This window comes from Saccharothrix hoggarensis (assembly GCF_052936025.1).
Genome location: NZ_CP193624.1, coordinates 1,225,636 through 1,240,594 on the forward strand (window position 1 = coordinate 1,225,636; position 14,959 = coordinate 1,240,594).

Below are 14,959 nucleotides of genomic sequence, written 5' to 3' on the forward strand. Positions count from 1 at the left end.
CGCCCATTCATGAGAGCGCTCTCATGATGATCCTTCAAGCGACCGAACGGCCCAAACCGCCCTACTTGGCGTCCGCGTAGCTGTCCACCGGCACCGCTTTGAGCGGGAACCGGACCGGCGTCGCGCCGAACACCAGCCGGGACGCCTCCTCGCCCGCCGCCGTCACCTCGGCGCACACCGCCTCCGCCAGGTCGGCCGGGCAGTGCACCAGCACCTCGTCGTGCTGGAAGAACACGAGGTGCGCGCCGCGCGCCGACCGGTGCAACCGCCGCCGCAACGCGCCGAGCAGCGCCGCCGTCCAGTCCGCCGCGCTCGCCTGCACCACGAAGTTGCGGGTGAACCGGCCCCAGTCCCGCGCCGCCCGCCGCGACTGCCGCACCGCGTCCTCGCTGTCGTCGGTGTTGCCGATCGCGTCACGCCACGCGTCGGACGGCAACGGGCTCGTGCGGCCGAGCCGGGACCGCACCATCCGGCCCTGCTCGCCCGCCAGCGCCGCCGCCTCCACGTACCCCACGGCTTCGGGGAACCGACGGCGCAGCACCGCCATCGCGGGCCCCGCGCCACCGCCCGTGCCGCCGTACATGGCCGACAGCATGGCCAGCTTCGCCTTGCCGCGGTCCCCGTCGAACGCCTCCGCGGCCAGCGTCGTGTACAGGTCGTCGTCCGACGACACCTCGGTGAACCGGTGGTCGTCCGACAACGCCGCCAGCACCCGCGGCTCCAGCTGCGCCGCGTCCGCCGCCACGAGCTTCCAGCCCGGGTCGGCCCGCACCGCCGTGCGCAGGGTGCGCGGGATCTGCAACGCCGCACCGCCCCGCGTCGCCCACCGCCCGGACACGACGCCGCCCACCACGTAGTCCGGCCGGAACCGCCCGTCCGCCACCCACGAGTCCAGCCACGACCAGCCGTGCGCCACCCACAGCCGGGCCAGTTCCTTGTACTCCAGCAGCGGCGCCACCGCCGGGTGGTCGACCTGCTTGAGCACCCACGCGCGCGCCGACGGGACGTCGATGCCCTCCCGCGCGAACGCCTTCACGATGCCCGGCGGGTGGTCCGGGTTGACCTGCCGGCCGCCGAACGCCGCCGTGATCCGGTCGGCCAGCTCCACCAGCCGGGCCGGCCGGGCGCCGTTCGGCGGACGCGGCCCGAGCATGTCCACCAGCAGCCGCTCGTGCACGTCCTCCCGCCACGGCAGGCCGAAGTGCGTCATCTCCGCGGCGGCCAGCGCGCTCGCCGACTCGGCCGCGAACAGCAGGCGCAGGCCGTCGGCGTGCCCCAGCGTCGCCACCACCCGTTGCTGCTCCCGGTGCACCGCGACGACCGCGTCCAACGGGTCGGTGTCGCCGGGCAGCGGTTGCCGCTCGGGCTCGAACAACGTCGGCTGGGTGTCGCGCTTGCGCGGCCCGTGGTCGTCCGGCACGGGCAGCCCGCGCAGCCGCGCGACCGCGGCCCCCAACCCGCGCGGCTCGCGGTGCCGGCCCTGGTAGGCCAGCACCAGGTACTCGGCGTGCGACAGGTCCTGGCACCGCTCCACCCGGACGCCGCGCGCCAACAGGTCGGGGTAGACCTCGGTCGTGTCCGCCAACACCCACCGGGGTCTGTGCCGGGCCTCCAGTTCGGACACCGCCGCCGCCAGGTCCGCCGTCTCCACCACCGGCCCCTCGGGCGCCCCGGCGTCGGAGAGCACGCGCAACCGTCCCGCGTTCTCCGCGTGCGACACCAGGGCGACGAGCATGCCGCTGATTGTGCAGGCAACCCCCGACAAAACCGGCCTCGGCGAAACCGTCGGGCTAGGCGACGACCCGGCCGCGCGACACCACCGCGCCCGGCCGCCGGAGCACGGCGGGCACGGCCCTCGGGTCCGCCGGGTACGCGGTGAGGTCGGCGGGCGCGCCCTCGACGAGGTTCGGCAACCCGAGCCAGGCGCGCGCGGTCCAGCTCGCGGCGCCCACCGCGGTCGCGGGCGGCAGGCCGGCGCGGATCAGGCAGTCCACCTCGTCGGCCACCACGCCGAACGCGGAGCGGTCGGTGCCCGCGAGCACGGTGACGCCGGCGTCGTGGGCGTCGGCGACCCGTTCGACCATGGTCCGGTAGCCCGCGAGCCAGAGCCGGTCGCGCGGCCGTCCCCGCTCCTCCCTCCAGCCCGCGGACTCGGCGAACGTCGTGAGCGTGGGGACGTACGCGGCGCCGTGCCCGGCCATGAGGGGTATCGCCTCGGCGGGCATGCCCATGCCGTGCTCGACCGAGTCGACGCCCGCGGCGGCGGCGTTGAGCGCGCCCCGGCTCGACTGGGCGTGCGCCGCAACGCGTCCGCCGGCCGACCGCACCGCCGCCACGACGTCGCGCAGCAGGTCCGCCGGCACGGGCTCGTCCTCGAAGTCCCAGTCGCAGAACACCTTGCACCACCCGGTCCGCGTGGCGTCGGCCACCGCCTCGGCGACCAGGTCGTCCACCACGACGTGGAACGGGGCGTGGTCGGACAGCCCGGACCACGCCAGCCACCGCCCGCCGCCCACCATGCGCGGCAGGCGCGGGTCGTCGGGGATCTCGGCGGACGCGGACAGGCCGGGGAACCGCAGCGCCGTCACGCCCGCGCGCAGGTGGTCGAGGCAGTGGGCGGTGAAGTCGGCCGCGTCGAAACCGCCGTCGTACGACGAGCCGGGGTGGGTGTGGACGTCGACCAGGCCCGGCAGCAGGTAGCCGCCGTCGACGACGGTCGTCCAGTCGCCGGACGGCCGCTCGAACGTCACGCGGTCGCCCAGGACCCACAGGTCGCGGGGCTCGTCGTCGGGCAGCAGAACGCCCCGGAAGTGGAGAGGCACGAGCTCAGCCTCCCACTTCCGGGGCCACGCCCTACCCCGTGGTGATCAGCGAGCGCAGGAAGAAGGCCACGTTCGCGGGACGCTCGGCGAGCCGCCGCATGAAGTAGCCGTACCACTCGTCGCCGTACGGGACGTACACGCGCATCCGGTGGCCGGCGGCGGCGATGCGGCGCTGCTCGTCGGGCCGGATGCCGTAGAGCATCTGGAACTCGTAGCTGTCCCGCGGCCGGTCCTTGGCCAGCTCGGTGGCGATGGCGATCAGCCTCGGGTCGTGCGAGGCCACCATCGGGTAGCCCTCGCCCGCCATCAGGACCTTCAGGCAGCGCACGTACGACAGGTCGACGTCCGCCTTGTCCTGGAACGCCACCGACGCGGGCTCCTTGTAGGCGCCCTTGCACAGCCGCACGCGCGACCCGGCGTGCGCCAGGTCCCGGCAGTCCTGCTCGGTCCGCCTCAGGTACGCCTGGAGCACCGCGCCCACCCACGGGAAGTCGACCCGCAGCTCGTGGAGGATGCCGAGCGTCGAGTCGGTCGTGGTGTGGTCCTCCATGTCGAGGGTGACCGTGGTGCCGACCGCGCCCGCCGCCGCGCAGATCCGGCGGGCGTTCTCCAAGGCGATCTTCTCGCCGTCCACGGGCAGGAACTGGCCCACCGCGGACAGCTTCACCGACACCTCGGCCCGGTCGGTGTGCCCGGCCAGTTCGAGGCGGCGCAGCAGGTCCAGGTACGCCTCCACGGTGGCCGTGGCCTGCTCCGCGTCCCTGGTGTCCTCGCCCAGGTGGTCCAGCGTGACGTACCGGCCGTCGGCCAGCACCTCGCCGGTGGTGGCGACGGCCGCGTCGACGTCGTCGCCGGAGATGAAGCGCTTGACGACCGGCCGGGTCAGCGGCGTGCGTTCGACCAGCTCGCGGATCGCCTCGGATCGCGAGGCGGCGAGCAGCGTGGAGCGGAGCATGATCACCCCTGGTGCGGGTAGCGGTAGGAGGTGGGAGCCGCGAACGTCTCCTTGATGGACCGCGGGCTGACCCAGCGCAGCAGGTTGTGCACGGAGCCCGCCTTGTCGTTCGTGCCCGACGCCCGCCCGCCGCCGAACGGCTGCTGGCCGACGACCGCGCCGGTCGGCTTGTCGTTGACGTAGAAGTTGCCCGCGGCGAACCGGAGCTCGTTCTGCGCGTGGACGATGGCGGCCCGGTCCCGCGCGATGATCGCGCCGGTCAGGGCGTACGGCGCGGCGTTCTCCATCTGCTTGAGCACGGTGTCGTAGTCCGAGTCCTCGAACACGTGCACCGCCAGCACCGGCCCGAAGTACTCGGTCGTGAACACCTCGTGCGTCGGGTCGCTGCCCAGCAGCACGGTCGGCCGCACGAAGAAGCCCTCGGAGTCGTCCGCCGTGCCGCCCGCGACGACCTCCAGCCGGTCGTCCTCGTGCGCGGCCTTGAGCACGCCGGACAGCTTGTCGAACGAACGCCGGTCGATGACCGCGCCCATGAAGTTCGACAGGTCCGTGACGTCGCCCATCGTCAGCGACTCGACGTCGGCGAGGAAGTCGTCCTTCACCCGGTTCCACACCGAGCGCGGGATGTACGCGCGGGACGCGGCCGAGCACTTCTGGCCCTGGTACTCGAACGCGCCGCGGACCAGCGCGGTGCGCAGCACGTCGACGTCGGCCGACGGGTGCGCGAGCACGAAGTCCTTGCCGCCGGTCTCGCCGACGACCCGCGGGTACGAGCGGTAGTGGGCGATGTTCGCGCCGACCTGGCCCCACAGGTGCTGGAACGTGCGGGTGGACCCGGTGAAGTGGATGCCCGCGAGGTCCGGGTCGGCCAGCGCCACCTCGGACACGGCCAAGCCGTCGCCGGGCAGCAGGTTGATCACGCCGGGCGGCAGGCCGGCCTCTTCGAGCAGCCGCATGGTGAGGTGCGCGGCGAAGCTCTGCGTCGGCGACGGCTTCCACAGCACCACGTTGCCCATCAGGGCCGGGGCGGTGGGCAGGTTGCCGGCGATCGCGGTGAAGTTGAACGGCGTGATCGCGTAGACGAAGCCCTCCAGCGGGCGGTGGTCCGTGCGGTTCCACACGCCGGGGGACGACTGCGGCTGCTCTTCGAGGAGCTTCCGGCCGAACGAGACGTTGAAGCGCCAGAAGTCGATCAGCTCGCACGCGGCGTCGATCTCCGCCTGGATCGCGGTCTTCGACTGGCCGAGCATGGTGGCCGCGTTGAGCGTGGCCCGCCACGTGGTCGCGAGCAGGTCGGCGGCGCGGAGGAGGATCGCGGCGCGGTCGTCGTAGGACATCGCGCGCCACGCGGGCGCGGCTTCCCTGGCGGCGGCGATGGCGTCCCGGGTGTCCTGCTGCGTGGCGCCGTGGAGGGTGCCGAGGACGGCGCGGTGGTTGTGCGGCTGCACGACGTCGAAGCGCTCGCCGCCGCCGACCCGCTGCTCACCGCCGATGGTGAGGGTCAGCTCGACGGGCTCCTTGGCCAGCTCGGCCAGCTTCGCCTGCAACTGCGCCCGTTCCGGGGTGCCGGGGGCGTAGCCGAGGACGGGCTCGTTCACCGGTGCGGGGACCGAGGTCACGGCATCCACAAGCAGCTCCTTCGCCACAGGGTTGGGTTCCCCAACGGTAGGACTTCCGACCATGCGCGCCGTTGTCCGCACGTCTAGGCTTGGCGCTCCGCCGTTGTACGAATGGACAAGAAGTGAGCCTCCGGCAGGTCTTGATCGCGCTCGGCGACCCGCTGGTCGAGGTGCAGGTCGCGCCGCACGGGCTGGAGGCCGACGTCCTCGACGTCGTCATCCTCGACCCCGACGACACGCCGGACGTGCGTCCGGGCGACCTCGCCCTGGTCATCGGCGCCCGCGGACGGGCCGCGCTGCCGCTGGTCCGGGCCGCCGCGGCCGGGGGAGCGGTGGCGGTGGCGGTCAAGGTGGACACGCCGTCGCCCGTGCTGCGGCAGGCGGCGGCGGACGCGGGCGTGGCGCTGCTCGCCGTGCGGCCGGAAGTCCGCTGGGAACACCTCGAAGCGCTGGCCAGGGGTGTCGTGCACAACGCCAGGGTGACGGCCGACGCGGGCGCGGGCGAAGTCCTCGGCGACCTGTTCGGCCTCGCCCAGACCATCGCCTCGCTGACCGGCGGCATCGTCAGCATCGAGGACACCGCGAGCCGCGTGCTGGCCTACTCCCGCTCCACCGACGAGGTGGACGAGCTGCGCCGGCTGTCCATCCTCGGCCGCCAGGGCCCCGAGCCGTACCTGAAGATGCTCCGCGAGTGGGGCGTCTACCAGCGGCTCCGGTCCGGCGAGGACGTCGTCCGCATCGACGAGCGGCCCGAGCTGGGCATCCGCCGCCGCATCGCCGTCGGCATCCACGCGGGCACGCAGCCGCTGGGCACGATCTGGGTGCAGGAAGGGGCCACGCCGCTCACCGAGCAGGCCGAACGGGCACTGCTCGGCGCGGCCCGCGTCACCGCGCTGCACCTGGTCCAGCAGCGGGAGCCCGCCGCCGCGTTCCGGGAGAACCTGCTCGCGGCCCTGCTCGACGGCCGGATGGACGCCGGCGCGATCGCCGAGCAGATCGGGGCCGACCCGGACAAGCCCGCCGCCGTCGTCGTCTTCGCCCTGCGCGGCCAGGAGCACCACGACCGCACCCAGCACGAGCTGCGGCGCGCCGAGATGACCAGCCTGATCTCGGTGCACGCCGCCGCGTACCGGCGCAGCGCCCTGGTCAGCCAGCAGAGCGGCCGCACGTACGCGCTGCTCACGGACCTGCCGCCGAAGGCGCCGCTGCTCACCCTGACCAGGGAGATCGTGGCCGCCGCCCGCAAGCACATGGGCCTGCGGGTGCAGGGCGCGATCGGCTCGACCGTGCCCACGGTGGACGAGGTGATGATCTCGCGGGACGAGGCCGACCGCGTGCTCGACGCCATGTCGCGCGACCTCGACGCCGACGTCGCCACCCTGGAGGACGTGCGGTCGCGCGTCCTGATCAGCGAAACGCTCGCCCTGCTGGCGGACCACCCGCGCATCCGCGACCCGCGGCTCGCCGGACTGGATGGGGAACTGGCCCGTTCACTATTGGCCTACCTCGATGAATTCGGTGATGTGAAAAGTGCGGCCGCGAAGTTGCACGTCCACCCCAACACCCTCCGGTACCGGGTCCGACGTGCGGCGGAGCTGGGCGGATTCGATCTGGACGACCCGTTGCTCCGGTTGTTCGCCCAGTTGCAACTCAGGCTGACCTGAGCCCGAGGCGGTTCGCGCCGTACCCTCCGGGAGTGAGCACCCAAGCCCGCGGCAGCGACTTCGCTGAATTGTCCAGGTTGGTCAAGCAGCAAGGTCTGCTCGACCGGCGCATCGGTTTCTACATGACTTACCTGGTCTGCGTCCTCGCGGCCTTCGCCCTCACCGCGGCCGCCGTGGTGCTGATCGGCGACTCGTGGTGGCAGCTCGTGCCGGCCGCCGTCCTCGCCGTCGTCTACACCCAGATCGCGTTCCTGGGCCACGACGCCGGCCACCGGCAGGTGTACGCGAGCGGCAAGGCGAACCACACCATGGGCCTGCTGCTCGGCAACCTCCTCGTCGGCGTCGGGTTCGGCTGGTGGATGGGCAAGCACAGCCGCCACCACGCCAACCCGAACCACGAGGACGAGGACCCGGACGTCGACATCTCCGTCCTCGCGTTCAGCGCCGAGCAGGCGCAGCGCAAGCGCGGCTTCTTCCGGCTCGTGGTGAAGCACCAGGCGTGGCTGTTCTTCCCGCTGCTGCTGCTCGAAGGCTTCAGCCTGCACATCATCAGCACGGCCGCGGCGGCGCGCCGCGAGGTCAAGGGCTGGCGGCTGGAGCTGGTGCTGCTGGCCGTGCACGTCGTCGTCTACCTGACCGCGGTGTTCCTGGTGATGTCCCCGCTCAAGGCGCTGGTCTTCATCGCCGTCCACCAGGGCCTCTTCGGCGTCTACATGGGCATCTCGTTCGCGCCCAACCACAAGGGCATGCCGGTGCTCCAGGCGGGCCACCAGCTCGACTTCCTGCGCAAGCAGGTGCTGACCTCCCGCAACGTGACCGGCGGCTGGTTCACCGACTTCCTGCTCGGCGGCCTGAACTACCAGATCGAGCACCACCTGTTCCCGAGCATGCCGCGACCGCACCTGCGCCGCGCGCAGGCGCTGGTCCGCGACTTCTGCCACCGCCAGTCGGTGTCCTACGCCGAGTGCGGCCTGTTCACGTCGTACGGGTACGTCCTGAAGTACCTGCACGAGGCGGGAGCTGAACTGCGCGGTACAGGAAAGCTCGCTCCAGCAGCGTCCAGCTAGTCGTCGTCACCAGGTAGACGCCCGCCGCCAGCGGCAGCACGGCGGCGACGAGCACGGTCCCGAACGGCAGGAGCCGCAGCAGCCTCGCGAACGGCGGCTGCGGCCCGCCGTTGTCCCGGGCGATCGCCGCCTGCCACCGGGACGTCGCGAACGCGATCCCGGTGAGCACCGCGAACAGCGCGAGGAACACGGGCGTGTGCGCCCACGTGCCGAACCAGTGCGCGCCCAGCGGCACGCCGAGCAGCGTGCCGTCCAGCAGCGGGTTCGGCGTGGTGACCAGCCGGTACACCACCATGAAGAACGGCGCCTGCACCAGCGCGGGCAGGCAGCCGGCCAGCACGGACGTGCCGTTGGACCGGTACAGCTCCAGCGTCTTCTCCTGGAGCCGGACCTTGTCCTTGCCGTACTTCTCGGTGAGCTGCCGCAGCTCGGGCGCGAGCGCGGCACGGGCCTTCTCGCCGCGCACGGCGGCACGGCTGAGCGGGTGCATGAGCAGTCGGACGACGACGGTGAACGCGACGATGGCCAGGGCGGGCGTGGCGAACCCGGCCAGGGCTGAGCCCAGGGCGTGGAACAAGGGAAGAACTCCGTCCTCGGAGCAAGCGGAACAGGGGCCTCAGGGAGTGAGGCCGAGTCCGGGTGCCCGGGGACGGGGACGGCCCGCCGCGTCGGGGTCGCGCAGCCGCAGGAACGCGGCGCGCAGCGACTTCTCGCGGATCGACAGCGACCGCACCCACGCGGGCGCGGCGAGCACCGCCGGCGCGGAGGTGAGCAGCAGCACGACCAGCGCCACGGCCGTCACGGCGGCCAGCAGCTCGGTGGGCGTGTGCAGGAGGGTCAGCGCGTAGAGCGCCGGCAGGTGGAGCGCGAGCAGCAACCGCAGCCTGGCCACACCCACCCCCTCGGACGTCACCGCCGGTCTTCCCCACCGACTGTACCGATCAGCGCCGGCCTGGTGGGGTGGTCGTAGCGGACCGTCACGTCGGCGTGCGGCTCGTACGAGGCGTAGGCGGGCAGCGTCCACCGCCACTCGGCGGGCAGTTGCCGTTCGAGGGCGCCCGGCGACAGCCACAGGTGCACGGTCAGCTCCGCCGGCAGCCACTTGTCGAGCAGCAGGGTGCCGTCGACCAGCAGCACGCCGCCCGCGCCGAGCGTCGCGTAGTCGGCCCGGTGCGCCCGGTCCGTCGCCGCGTTCCACAGCGCGGGCAGCACCCGGCCCGACCCGCCGGGGTCGAGCGGTTCCAGCACCTCGCGGACCAGCCCGCCGACGTCCAGCCACGCGTCGCGGAACGAGTCCGGGTCCTGGTGGCCGTGCTCCAGCCGCACGGACGCGGGCCGCAGGAAGTCGCCGGCCGACACCCGCAGCACCGGACGTCCCAGCGCCCGCAGCGGCTCCACCAGGGCGTCCGCCAGCTCGCCCGGCCTGGTCGGCACGGCGCCGTCGAGCAGCACCCGCGCCCACGTGTCGCGCGGCACCGCGTCGATCCGCCCGACCAGCTCGTCCACGAGGGTCCGCGGCGTCAGGGGGACGACCTTCACGGCACCGGGTAGTCCGCCCAGCCGTCCGGCAGCACCGGCACCGGCCAGTCGGGGTCGGGCTCCCACGACGCCCACGCCTGGTCCCACCACGTCGTGCCGGCGGTCAGCATCGCCTCGACCTCCTTGCCGGTGGCGCGGATGGCCTCGGCCTGCGCGGCGGAGTACTTGCCCGCGGCGACCTGCTCCTCGAACTCGTCGCGGTCCTTCTCCACCCAGCCGCCCTCGGCGGGCACCCAGTAGTCCAGCTCGTGGTCGAGCGTGTCGAACCCGAGCGGCGTGCGGCGGAACGGGTCCTGGAGGTTGAGGTACCAGCCGTGGAACCGGCGGTCCGGACCCGTCCAGTACAGGTCGACGGAGTAGGCGTCGCCGGGCCGGTGCATCTGGAGCTTGCCGTGGCCGCGCCAGTGCGCGTTGCCCGCGACCTGCCAGCCGTGCGGCCAGTGGTGCGGCGGGAACCCGAACCGCACACCGGGCACGGTGAACACGACGAGCAGGTCCGGCCCGTCCTCGACGACCCTGGTCGGCGTCACCGCCCACGGCTTGCCGTGCAGCACCTCGCGCCGCAGCGCCACGTCACCCGGTCGGAAGTACCCCATGACGATCACCCTAGGCGAGCGCGCGGCGCAGCCGGCCCGCCGCCACCTCGCGGCGCGGGTCCGTCCGGGGCATGAGCCGGACCAGCCGCTCCAGCACGGTCACGTCGTCCGACACCAGGCCGAACGCCCACAGCGCCTCGACGTCCCCGCGTTCCAGCACGCCCCGCCGCACCGCCGCGCCCAGGTCTTCCCGCTCCTCGCGCACCACGGGCGCCTCGGACCGGGGGAGGAGGTCGCCCCGGTACGCCGCCGCGGCCACGCCCACGTCGCCGACGCGCAGCGCCTCGCGCACCGCCAGGAAGTCGCCGCGCACGTCGGCCGACAGCCGGTACGGCCTGGTCAGCAGCACCCGGCCGAGCTGCGCGCGCAGCCGGTGCAGCTCGGCGCGCACCGTCGTCGGGTTGCCGCGCTCGCCGTACAGGTGCAGCGCCAGCTGCTCGGCGGTCAGCCCGCGCGGGTGCAGCGCCAACGCCGCCAGCAGCTCCGCGTGCCGCAGCGACAGCGGCAGCGCCCGCCCGTCCAGCGAGCCGGTCGAGCCGCCCAGGAACCGCAGCGACAGCACGGGTCTTCGCGCGGTCCGGCGTGGCACCCGGAGCAGGTACCCCTCGTCCAACGGCTCCAGGACCGCTTCCCGCCCGTCGGCCAACCGCACCCGGTCGCCCGTCACGTCCACCCGCGGGCCGCTGGGGCCGTGCGGGCCGTCCGGTTCGAGCACGGTGTCCGGCGTGGCGGCCAGCACGCGGCCGGTGGGGCTCAGCAACGCGCCCGGCTCGCCGCGCAGGCCGATCAGGTGCCGCATGTTCACCGCGCGCAGCCGCTCGTCACGGGCGGCGAGCCGCAGCTGCAACTGGCTCTCCGCCAGCCGGGCGGCGGCCGACACCAGCGCCACCATCGTCGGGTGCGTGCTGCGCAACGGCCCGCTCACGTCCACCACGCCGATCGTGCGGCCGGTGTCGGGGTCGCGCACGGGGCTCGCCGCGCAGGTCCACCCGTGGTAGGCCCGCACCAGGTGCTCGGCGGAGTGCACGGTCACCGACCGGCCGACGGCCAGCGCCGTGCCCATCGCGTTGGTGCCGATGGACGGCTCGCTCCAGCACGCGCCCTCGGTCAGCCGGACCCGTTCGGCCAGGCCGCGCACCGACGTCGCGCCCTCGCACCACAGGATGTTGCCGTCCGCGTCCGCGATGATCATCACGTGCTCGGCCTCGTCGGCGACGCTCACCAGCGTCTCGCGCAGCACCGGCAGCGCGACCGAGAGCGGGTGCGCACCGCGCCGGTCGACCACCTCGTCCCGGTCGAGCACGACGGGCGGTTCGTGCCGGTCCGGGTCGACCCGCGCGGCCAGCGACCGCCGCCACGACTCCACGATCAGGGGACGCGCGTCGCGTGCCCGGTCCCCGCTCAGCACCGCCTCGCGGGCGTGCGCGAGCCGTCGCGGGTCCGGTTGCATGGCGCCTCCCGGACCAGGATGGCGTGACCGCGCCGGTCGCGGCAACCCGGCGCTGAACCGTTCGGGTGCAACGCCACTGCAACGTTGTGCCGTCCACGCTGCTGCCCGCGACGAACCCGACCGACGCGACGACGACGACGTGGGAGACCAGATGGCGAGGTACGCGGCGCCCGGTGAGCGGGGCAGCGTGGTGTCGTACCGGAGCCGGTACGACCACTTCATCGGCGGTGAGTACGTGCCGCCCGCCAAGGGCCGGTACTTCGCCGACCCCACGCCGGTGACCGGCGAGCCGTTCACGGAACTGGCGCGGGGCACGGCCGAGGACGTGGACCGGGCGTTGGACGCGGCCCACGGCGCGGCCCGCGCGTGGGGCCGCACGTCGGCCGCCGAGCGCGCGAACGTGCTCCACGAGGTCGCCGACCGCGTGGAGGACCACCTCGACGCGCTGGCCGTCGCCGAGACGTGGGACACCGGCCGCCCGGTCGGCGAGACGCTGGCGGTCGACCTGCCGTCGGCGGTGGAGCACCTCCGCTACTGCGCGGGCCTGGTCCGGGTGCGGGAGGGCGGCATCACGCCGGTCGGCGACGACGTCGTGGCCTACCGCTACCCCGAGCCGCTCGGCGTGGTCGGCCGGCTCGTCGCGCCGGACTTCCCCCTGCTCACGGCGGTGCGGGAACTCGCGCCCGCGCTGGCCGCGGGCAACGCCGTCGTGCTGAAGCCCGCCGAGCAGACCCCGGCGTCGATCCACGTCCTGGTGGGGCTGATCGCCGACCTGCTGCCGCCCGGCGTGGTCAACGTCGTCAACGGCTTCGACATCGGGGCGGGTCGGGCGCTGGCGGCCAGCCGGCGGGTCGCCGCGATGCCGTTCGGCTCCGGCGCGGACGACGGCGGCAGCTGCCCGAACATCTTCTTCGCCGACGTGGCCGCCCGGCGCGACGCGTTCCACGACCGGGCGCTGACGGGGTTCGCCGCGTTCGCCCGCGACCGCGGCGAGCCGTTCCGCGCGCTGGTGCAGAGCACCGTCCACGACGAGTTCCTGGCCGACGCCGTGGAGCGCACCAAGGCGTTGGCGATGGGGCACCCGCTGGACACCGCGACGGTGATCGGCGCGCAGACCACGCGCGACCGGCTCGACCGGATCATGTCGGCGATCGTGGCCGCCCGCGCCGACGGCGCGCGGGTGCTGTGCGGCGGCGAGCGCGCGGACCTCGGCGGCGAGCTGTCCGGCGGCTACTACGTCACGCCGACGGTCTTCGCGGGCGACGTCCGGGGCCGGGCGCACCGGGACGAGCCGGTCGGCCCGGTCGTGTCCGTGACCGCGTTCGACGACGTCGACGACGCGGTGAAGATCGCCAACGAGACGGCGCGCGGCGCCGGCGCGGGCGTCTGGTCGCGGGACACCGGTGTGGCGTGCCGGGTCGGCCGGCAGCTGCACGCCCGCCGGGTCTGGGTGAACAACGCGCCGCGGCTGCTCGGCGGCGAGACGTGCCGCGTCACGCTCGACCCGTACCAGCGGACCAGGACCCTGCTGGTGCGCGACCGGGTGTGAGGCACGTCGGCGCGCGTCCGGGCGGCGGGGTGCCCGGACGCGCGCGACCTTCACCTCCTCCAGGGCACCTGCGGTGAGGCGTAGTAGTTCACGCCCAGCACGTCCCACCGGTCGGCCTGCGCGGCCAGCCGGACCTTGAACCGGTCCCAGTCGTGCGTCGACCACGGCGACCAGGCCAGCTCCGCGATCGCGGGCAGGCGCGGGAACGCCAGGAACTCCAGCTCGGCGCTGTTCGTGATGGTCTCGCTCCACAGCGGTGCCTCGACGCCGCGCACGGCGTCCGCGGGCAGCCCCTCGATGTACGCGCCGGGGTTCCAGTCGTACGCGTCCTGCACGTCGGTGTACCCGGCCCAGCTCAACCCCAGCTTGGTGTTGGCGTCGTACTTCATGTCCAGGTACGCCTTGGTGGCGGGCGACAGCACGATCCGGCTGCCCCGCGCGGCGGCCGCGACCATGTCCGGCGCGACCGTCTTCGTGCCCCAGAACTGCGGCACGGCCGACGCGGGCGGACCGGCCTTCACGAACTCGTGCCAGCCGGTGGCCGTCTTGCCGTGCTTCTCCACCAGGGGCAGGACCTTGTCGATGAACAGGTCGAAGTCCGGGTCGGTCGTGGCGTGCGCCTCGTCGCCGCCGATGTGCAGGTACTCGCCCGGCGTCAGCGCGGCGACCTCGCGGAGCACGTCGTCGACGAACTCGTAGGTGATGTCCTTGGCGATGCACAGGGAGCTGAAGCCGACGTCGATGCCGGTGTAGAGGGGCGGCGCGACGCCGTCGCAGTTCAGCTCCGGGTACGACGACAGCGCGGCGTTGGTGTGGCCCGGCATGTCGATCTCCGGGATCACGGTGATGTGCCGTGCGGCGGCGTACGCGACGAGGTCCCGGTACTGCTCCTGCGTGTAGTAGCCGCCGGGGCCGCCGCCGACCTCCGTGCTGCCGCCGTGGGCGGTGAGGTTCGGCCAGCTCTTGATCTCCAGCCGCCAGCCCTGGTCGTCGGTCAGGTGCAGGTGCAGCCGGTTGACCTTGTACAGCGCGATCTGGTCGATGTACCGCTTGACCTCGTCGACGCTGAAGAAGTGCCGCGCCACGTCGAGCATCGCGCCGCGGTGGGCGTAGCGCGGGTAGTCCAGCACCCGGCCGCCGGGCACTACCCACGGCCCGCGCTGCCTGGTCTTCGCCTCCACCTCGGCGGGCAGCAGCTGCCGGAACGTCTGCACGCCCGCGAACAGCCCGGCCGCCGTCCTGGCCCGGATCACCGCGCCCCGCCCCGTCACGTCGAGCTGGTAGCCCTCCGCGCCGACGGCCGGGTCCGCGCCGACGAGCAGCAGCGAGATGTGCCGGCCGGACGCGCCGGGCACGACCGGCAGCCGGTAGCCCGTCGACGGGCGCAGCACGCCCGCCAGGTACTCGCCGACCTGCCGGGCCTCGACCGAGCCGGGTTGCGTGTGGATCTTGGTGTCCGCGCCGAGCGTGAAGCTCACGCCGGGCCGCGGGGTGACTGCGACGGGGGCGGGCACGATGTGCTGCAACGACGTCTCCGGAGTGGCGTGGGCGGGGGCCGCCGTCGCCACCGCGCCGGCGAACACGAGCGCGGTGAGCGCGCGACCGAGCCCGCGCCGTCGGGCGCCTTGTTGGGGAAGCACTGACGTTCCTCCTGGTCAGCGTGGAGCACCGGGCGGCGGCACCGCCACCGTGTCAGCC

General features: G+C 73.7%; 13 protein-coding genes. 3 read left to right on the forward strand and 10 right to left on the reverse strand.

Going from position 1 to position 14,959, the window contains the following annotated elements; genetic code table 11:
- Nucleotides 1–61: 61 nt before the first annotated feature.
- Genes ACRAKH_RS06135 through pruA form a run of 4 tightly spaced genes read right to left on the reverse strand, consistent with a single transcriptional unit; the run spans nt 62 to nt 5,405 of the window.
- Entirely contained in the window at nt 62–1,735 is a 1,674-nt protein-coding gene (locus ACRAKH_RS06135) for a bifunctional 3'-5' exonuclease/DNA polymerase (protein ID WP_380724462.1), read from the reverse strand.
- Between the two features lie 55 nt (nt 1,736–1,790).
- Nucleotides 1,791–2,822 carry an amidohydrolase family protein gene (locus ACRAKH_RS06140; RefSeq protein WP_447009677.1) on the reverse strand — a complete coding sequence of 344 codons (1,032 nt, stop codon included), beginning with the start codon at nt 2,820–2,822 and terminating at the stop codon, nt 1,791–1,793.
- Nucleotides 2,823–2,853: 31 nt separating this feature from the next.
- Entirely contained in the window at nt 2,854–3,777 is a 924-nt protein-coding gene (locus ACRAKH_RS06145) for a proline dehydrogenase family protein (protein WP_380724460.1), read from the reverse strand.
- Nucleotides 3,778–3,779: 2 nt separating this feature from the next.
- Complete coding sequence (gene pruA, locus ACRAKH_RS06150) at nt 3,780–5,405, reverse strand: L-glutamate gamma-semialdehyde dehydrogenase (RefSeq protein ID WP_380724459.1); 1,626 nt, start codon at nt 5,403–5,405, stop codon at nt 3,780–3,782.
- 113 nt (nt 5,406–5,518) lie between these two features.
- Here pruA and ACRAKH_RS06155 point away from each other — a divergent pair, with 113 nt between their 5' ends.
- Together ACRAKH_RS06155 and ACRAKH_RS06160 are read left to right on the forward strand one after the other, a co-directional pair.
- The gene (locus tag ACRAKH_RS06155) at nt 5,519–7,060 is read left to right on the forward strand and encodes a PucR family transcriptional regulator (RefSeq protein WP_380724458.1); all 1,542 of its coding nucleotides are present in this window, start codon (nt 5,519–5,521) and stop codon (nt 7,058–7,060) included.
- A gap of 32 nt (nt 7,061–7,092) precedes the next feature.
- Nucleotides 7,093–8,127, forward strand: a complete 1,035-nt coding sequence (locus ACRAKH_RS06160; RefSeq protein WP_380724457.1) for a fatty acid desaturase family protein — start codon at nt 7,093–7,095, stop codon at nt 8,125–8,127.
- Here ACRAKH_RS06160 and ACRAKH_RS06165 read toward each other — a convergent pair.
- From ACRAKH_RS06165 to ACRAKH_RS06185, 5 genes are read right to left on the reverse strand one after another with little or no spacing between them, the layout of a single operon-like run.
- Entirely contained in the window at nt 8,036–8,704 is a 669-nt protein-coding gene (locus ACRAKH_RS06165) for a YidC/Oxa1 family membrane protein insertase (protein WP_380724456.1), read from the reverse strand. The two genes, ACRAKH_RS06160 and ACRAKH_RS06165, sit on opposite strands and share 92 nt — an antisense overlap.
- A 39-nt stretch (nt 8,705–8,743) precedes the next feature.
- Nucleotides 8,744–9,040, reverse strand: a complete 297-nt coding sequence (locus ACRAKH_RS06170) for a DUF6412 domain-containing protein (RefSeq protein WP_380724455.1) — start codon at nt 9,038–9,040, stop codon at nt 8,744–8,746.
- Entirely contained in the window at nt 9,037–9,666 is a 630-nt protein-coding gene (locus ACRAKH_RS06175; protein ID WP_380724454.1) for a uridine kinase, read from the reverse strand. Before ACRAKH_RS06175 ends, ACRAKH_RS06170 begins: the two co-directional genes overlap by 4 nt.
- Complete coding sequence (locus ACRAKH_RS06180; RefSeq protein WP_380724453.1) at nt 9,663–10,262, reverse strand: DUF402 domain-containing protein; 600 nt, start codon at nt 10,260–10,262, stop codon at nt 9,663–9,665. The genes ACRAKH_RS06175 and ACRAKH_RS06180 overlap by 4 nt, the downstream gene beginning before the upstream one ends.
- Nucleotides 10,263–10,272: 10 nt before the next feature.
- Nucleotides 10,273–11,712: a GAF domain-containing protein gene (locus tag ACRAKH_RS06185; protein ID WP_380724452.1), complete on the reverse strand. Its 1,440-nt coding sequence runs from the start codon at nt 11,710–11,712 to the stop codon at nt 10,273–10,275.
- Between the two features lie 151 nt (nt 11,713–11,863).
- Between ACRAKH_RS06185 and ACRAKH_RS06190 the strand changes: the two genes are divergently transcribed.
- Nucleotides 11,864–13,261 (forward strand): aldehyde dehydrogenase family protein, encoded by a 1,398-nt coding sequence (locus ACRAKH_RS06190; protein WP_380724451.1) that lies wholly within the window; start codon nt 11,864–11,866, stop codon nt 13,259–13,261.
- 50 nt (nt 13,262–13,311) lie between these two features.
- Here the strand turns inward: ACRAKH_RS06190 and ACRAKH_RS06195 are convergent, their stop codons facing one another.
- Nucleotides 13,312–14,901 (reverse strand): beta-N-acetylhexosaminidase, encoded by a 1,590-nt coding sequence (locus tag ACRAKH_RS06195; protein ID WP_380724450.1) that lies wholly within the window; start codon nt 14,899–14,901, stop codon nt 13,312–13,314.
- Nucleotides 14,902–14,959 lie beyond the last annotated feature (58 nt).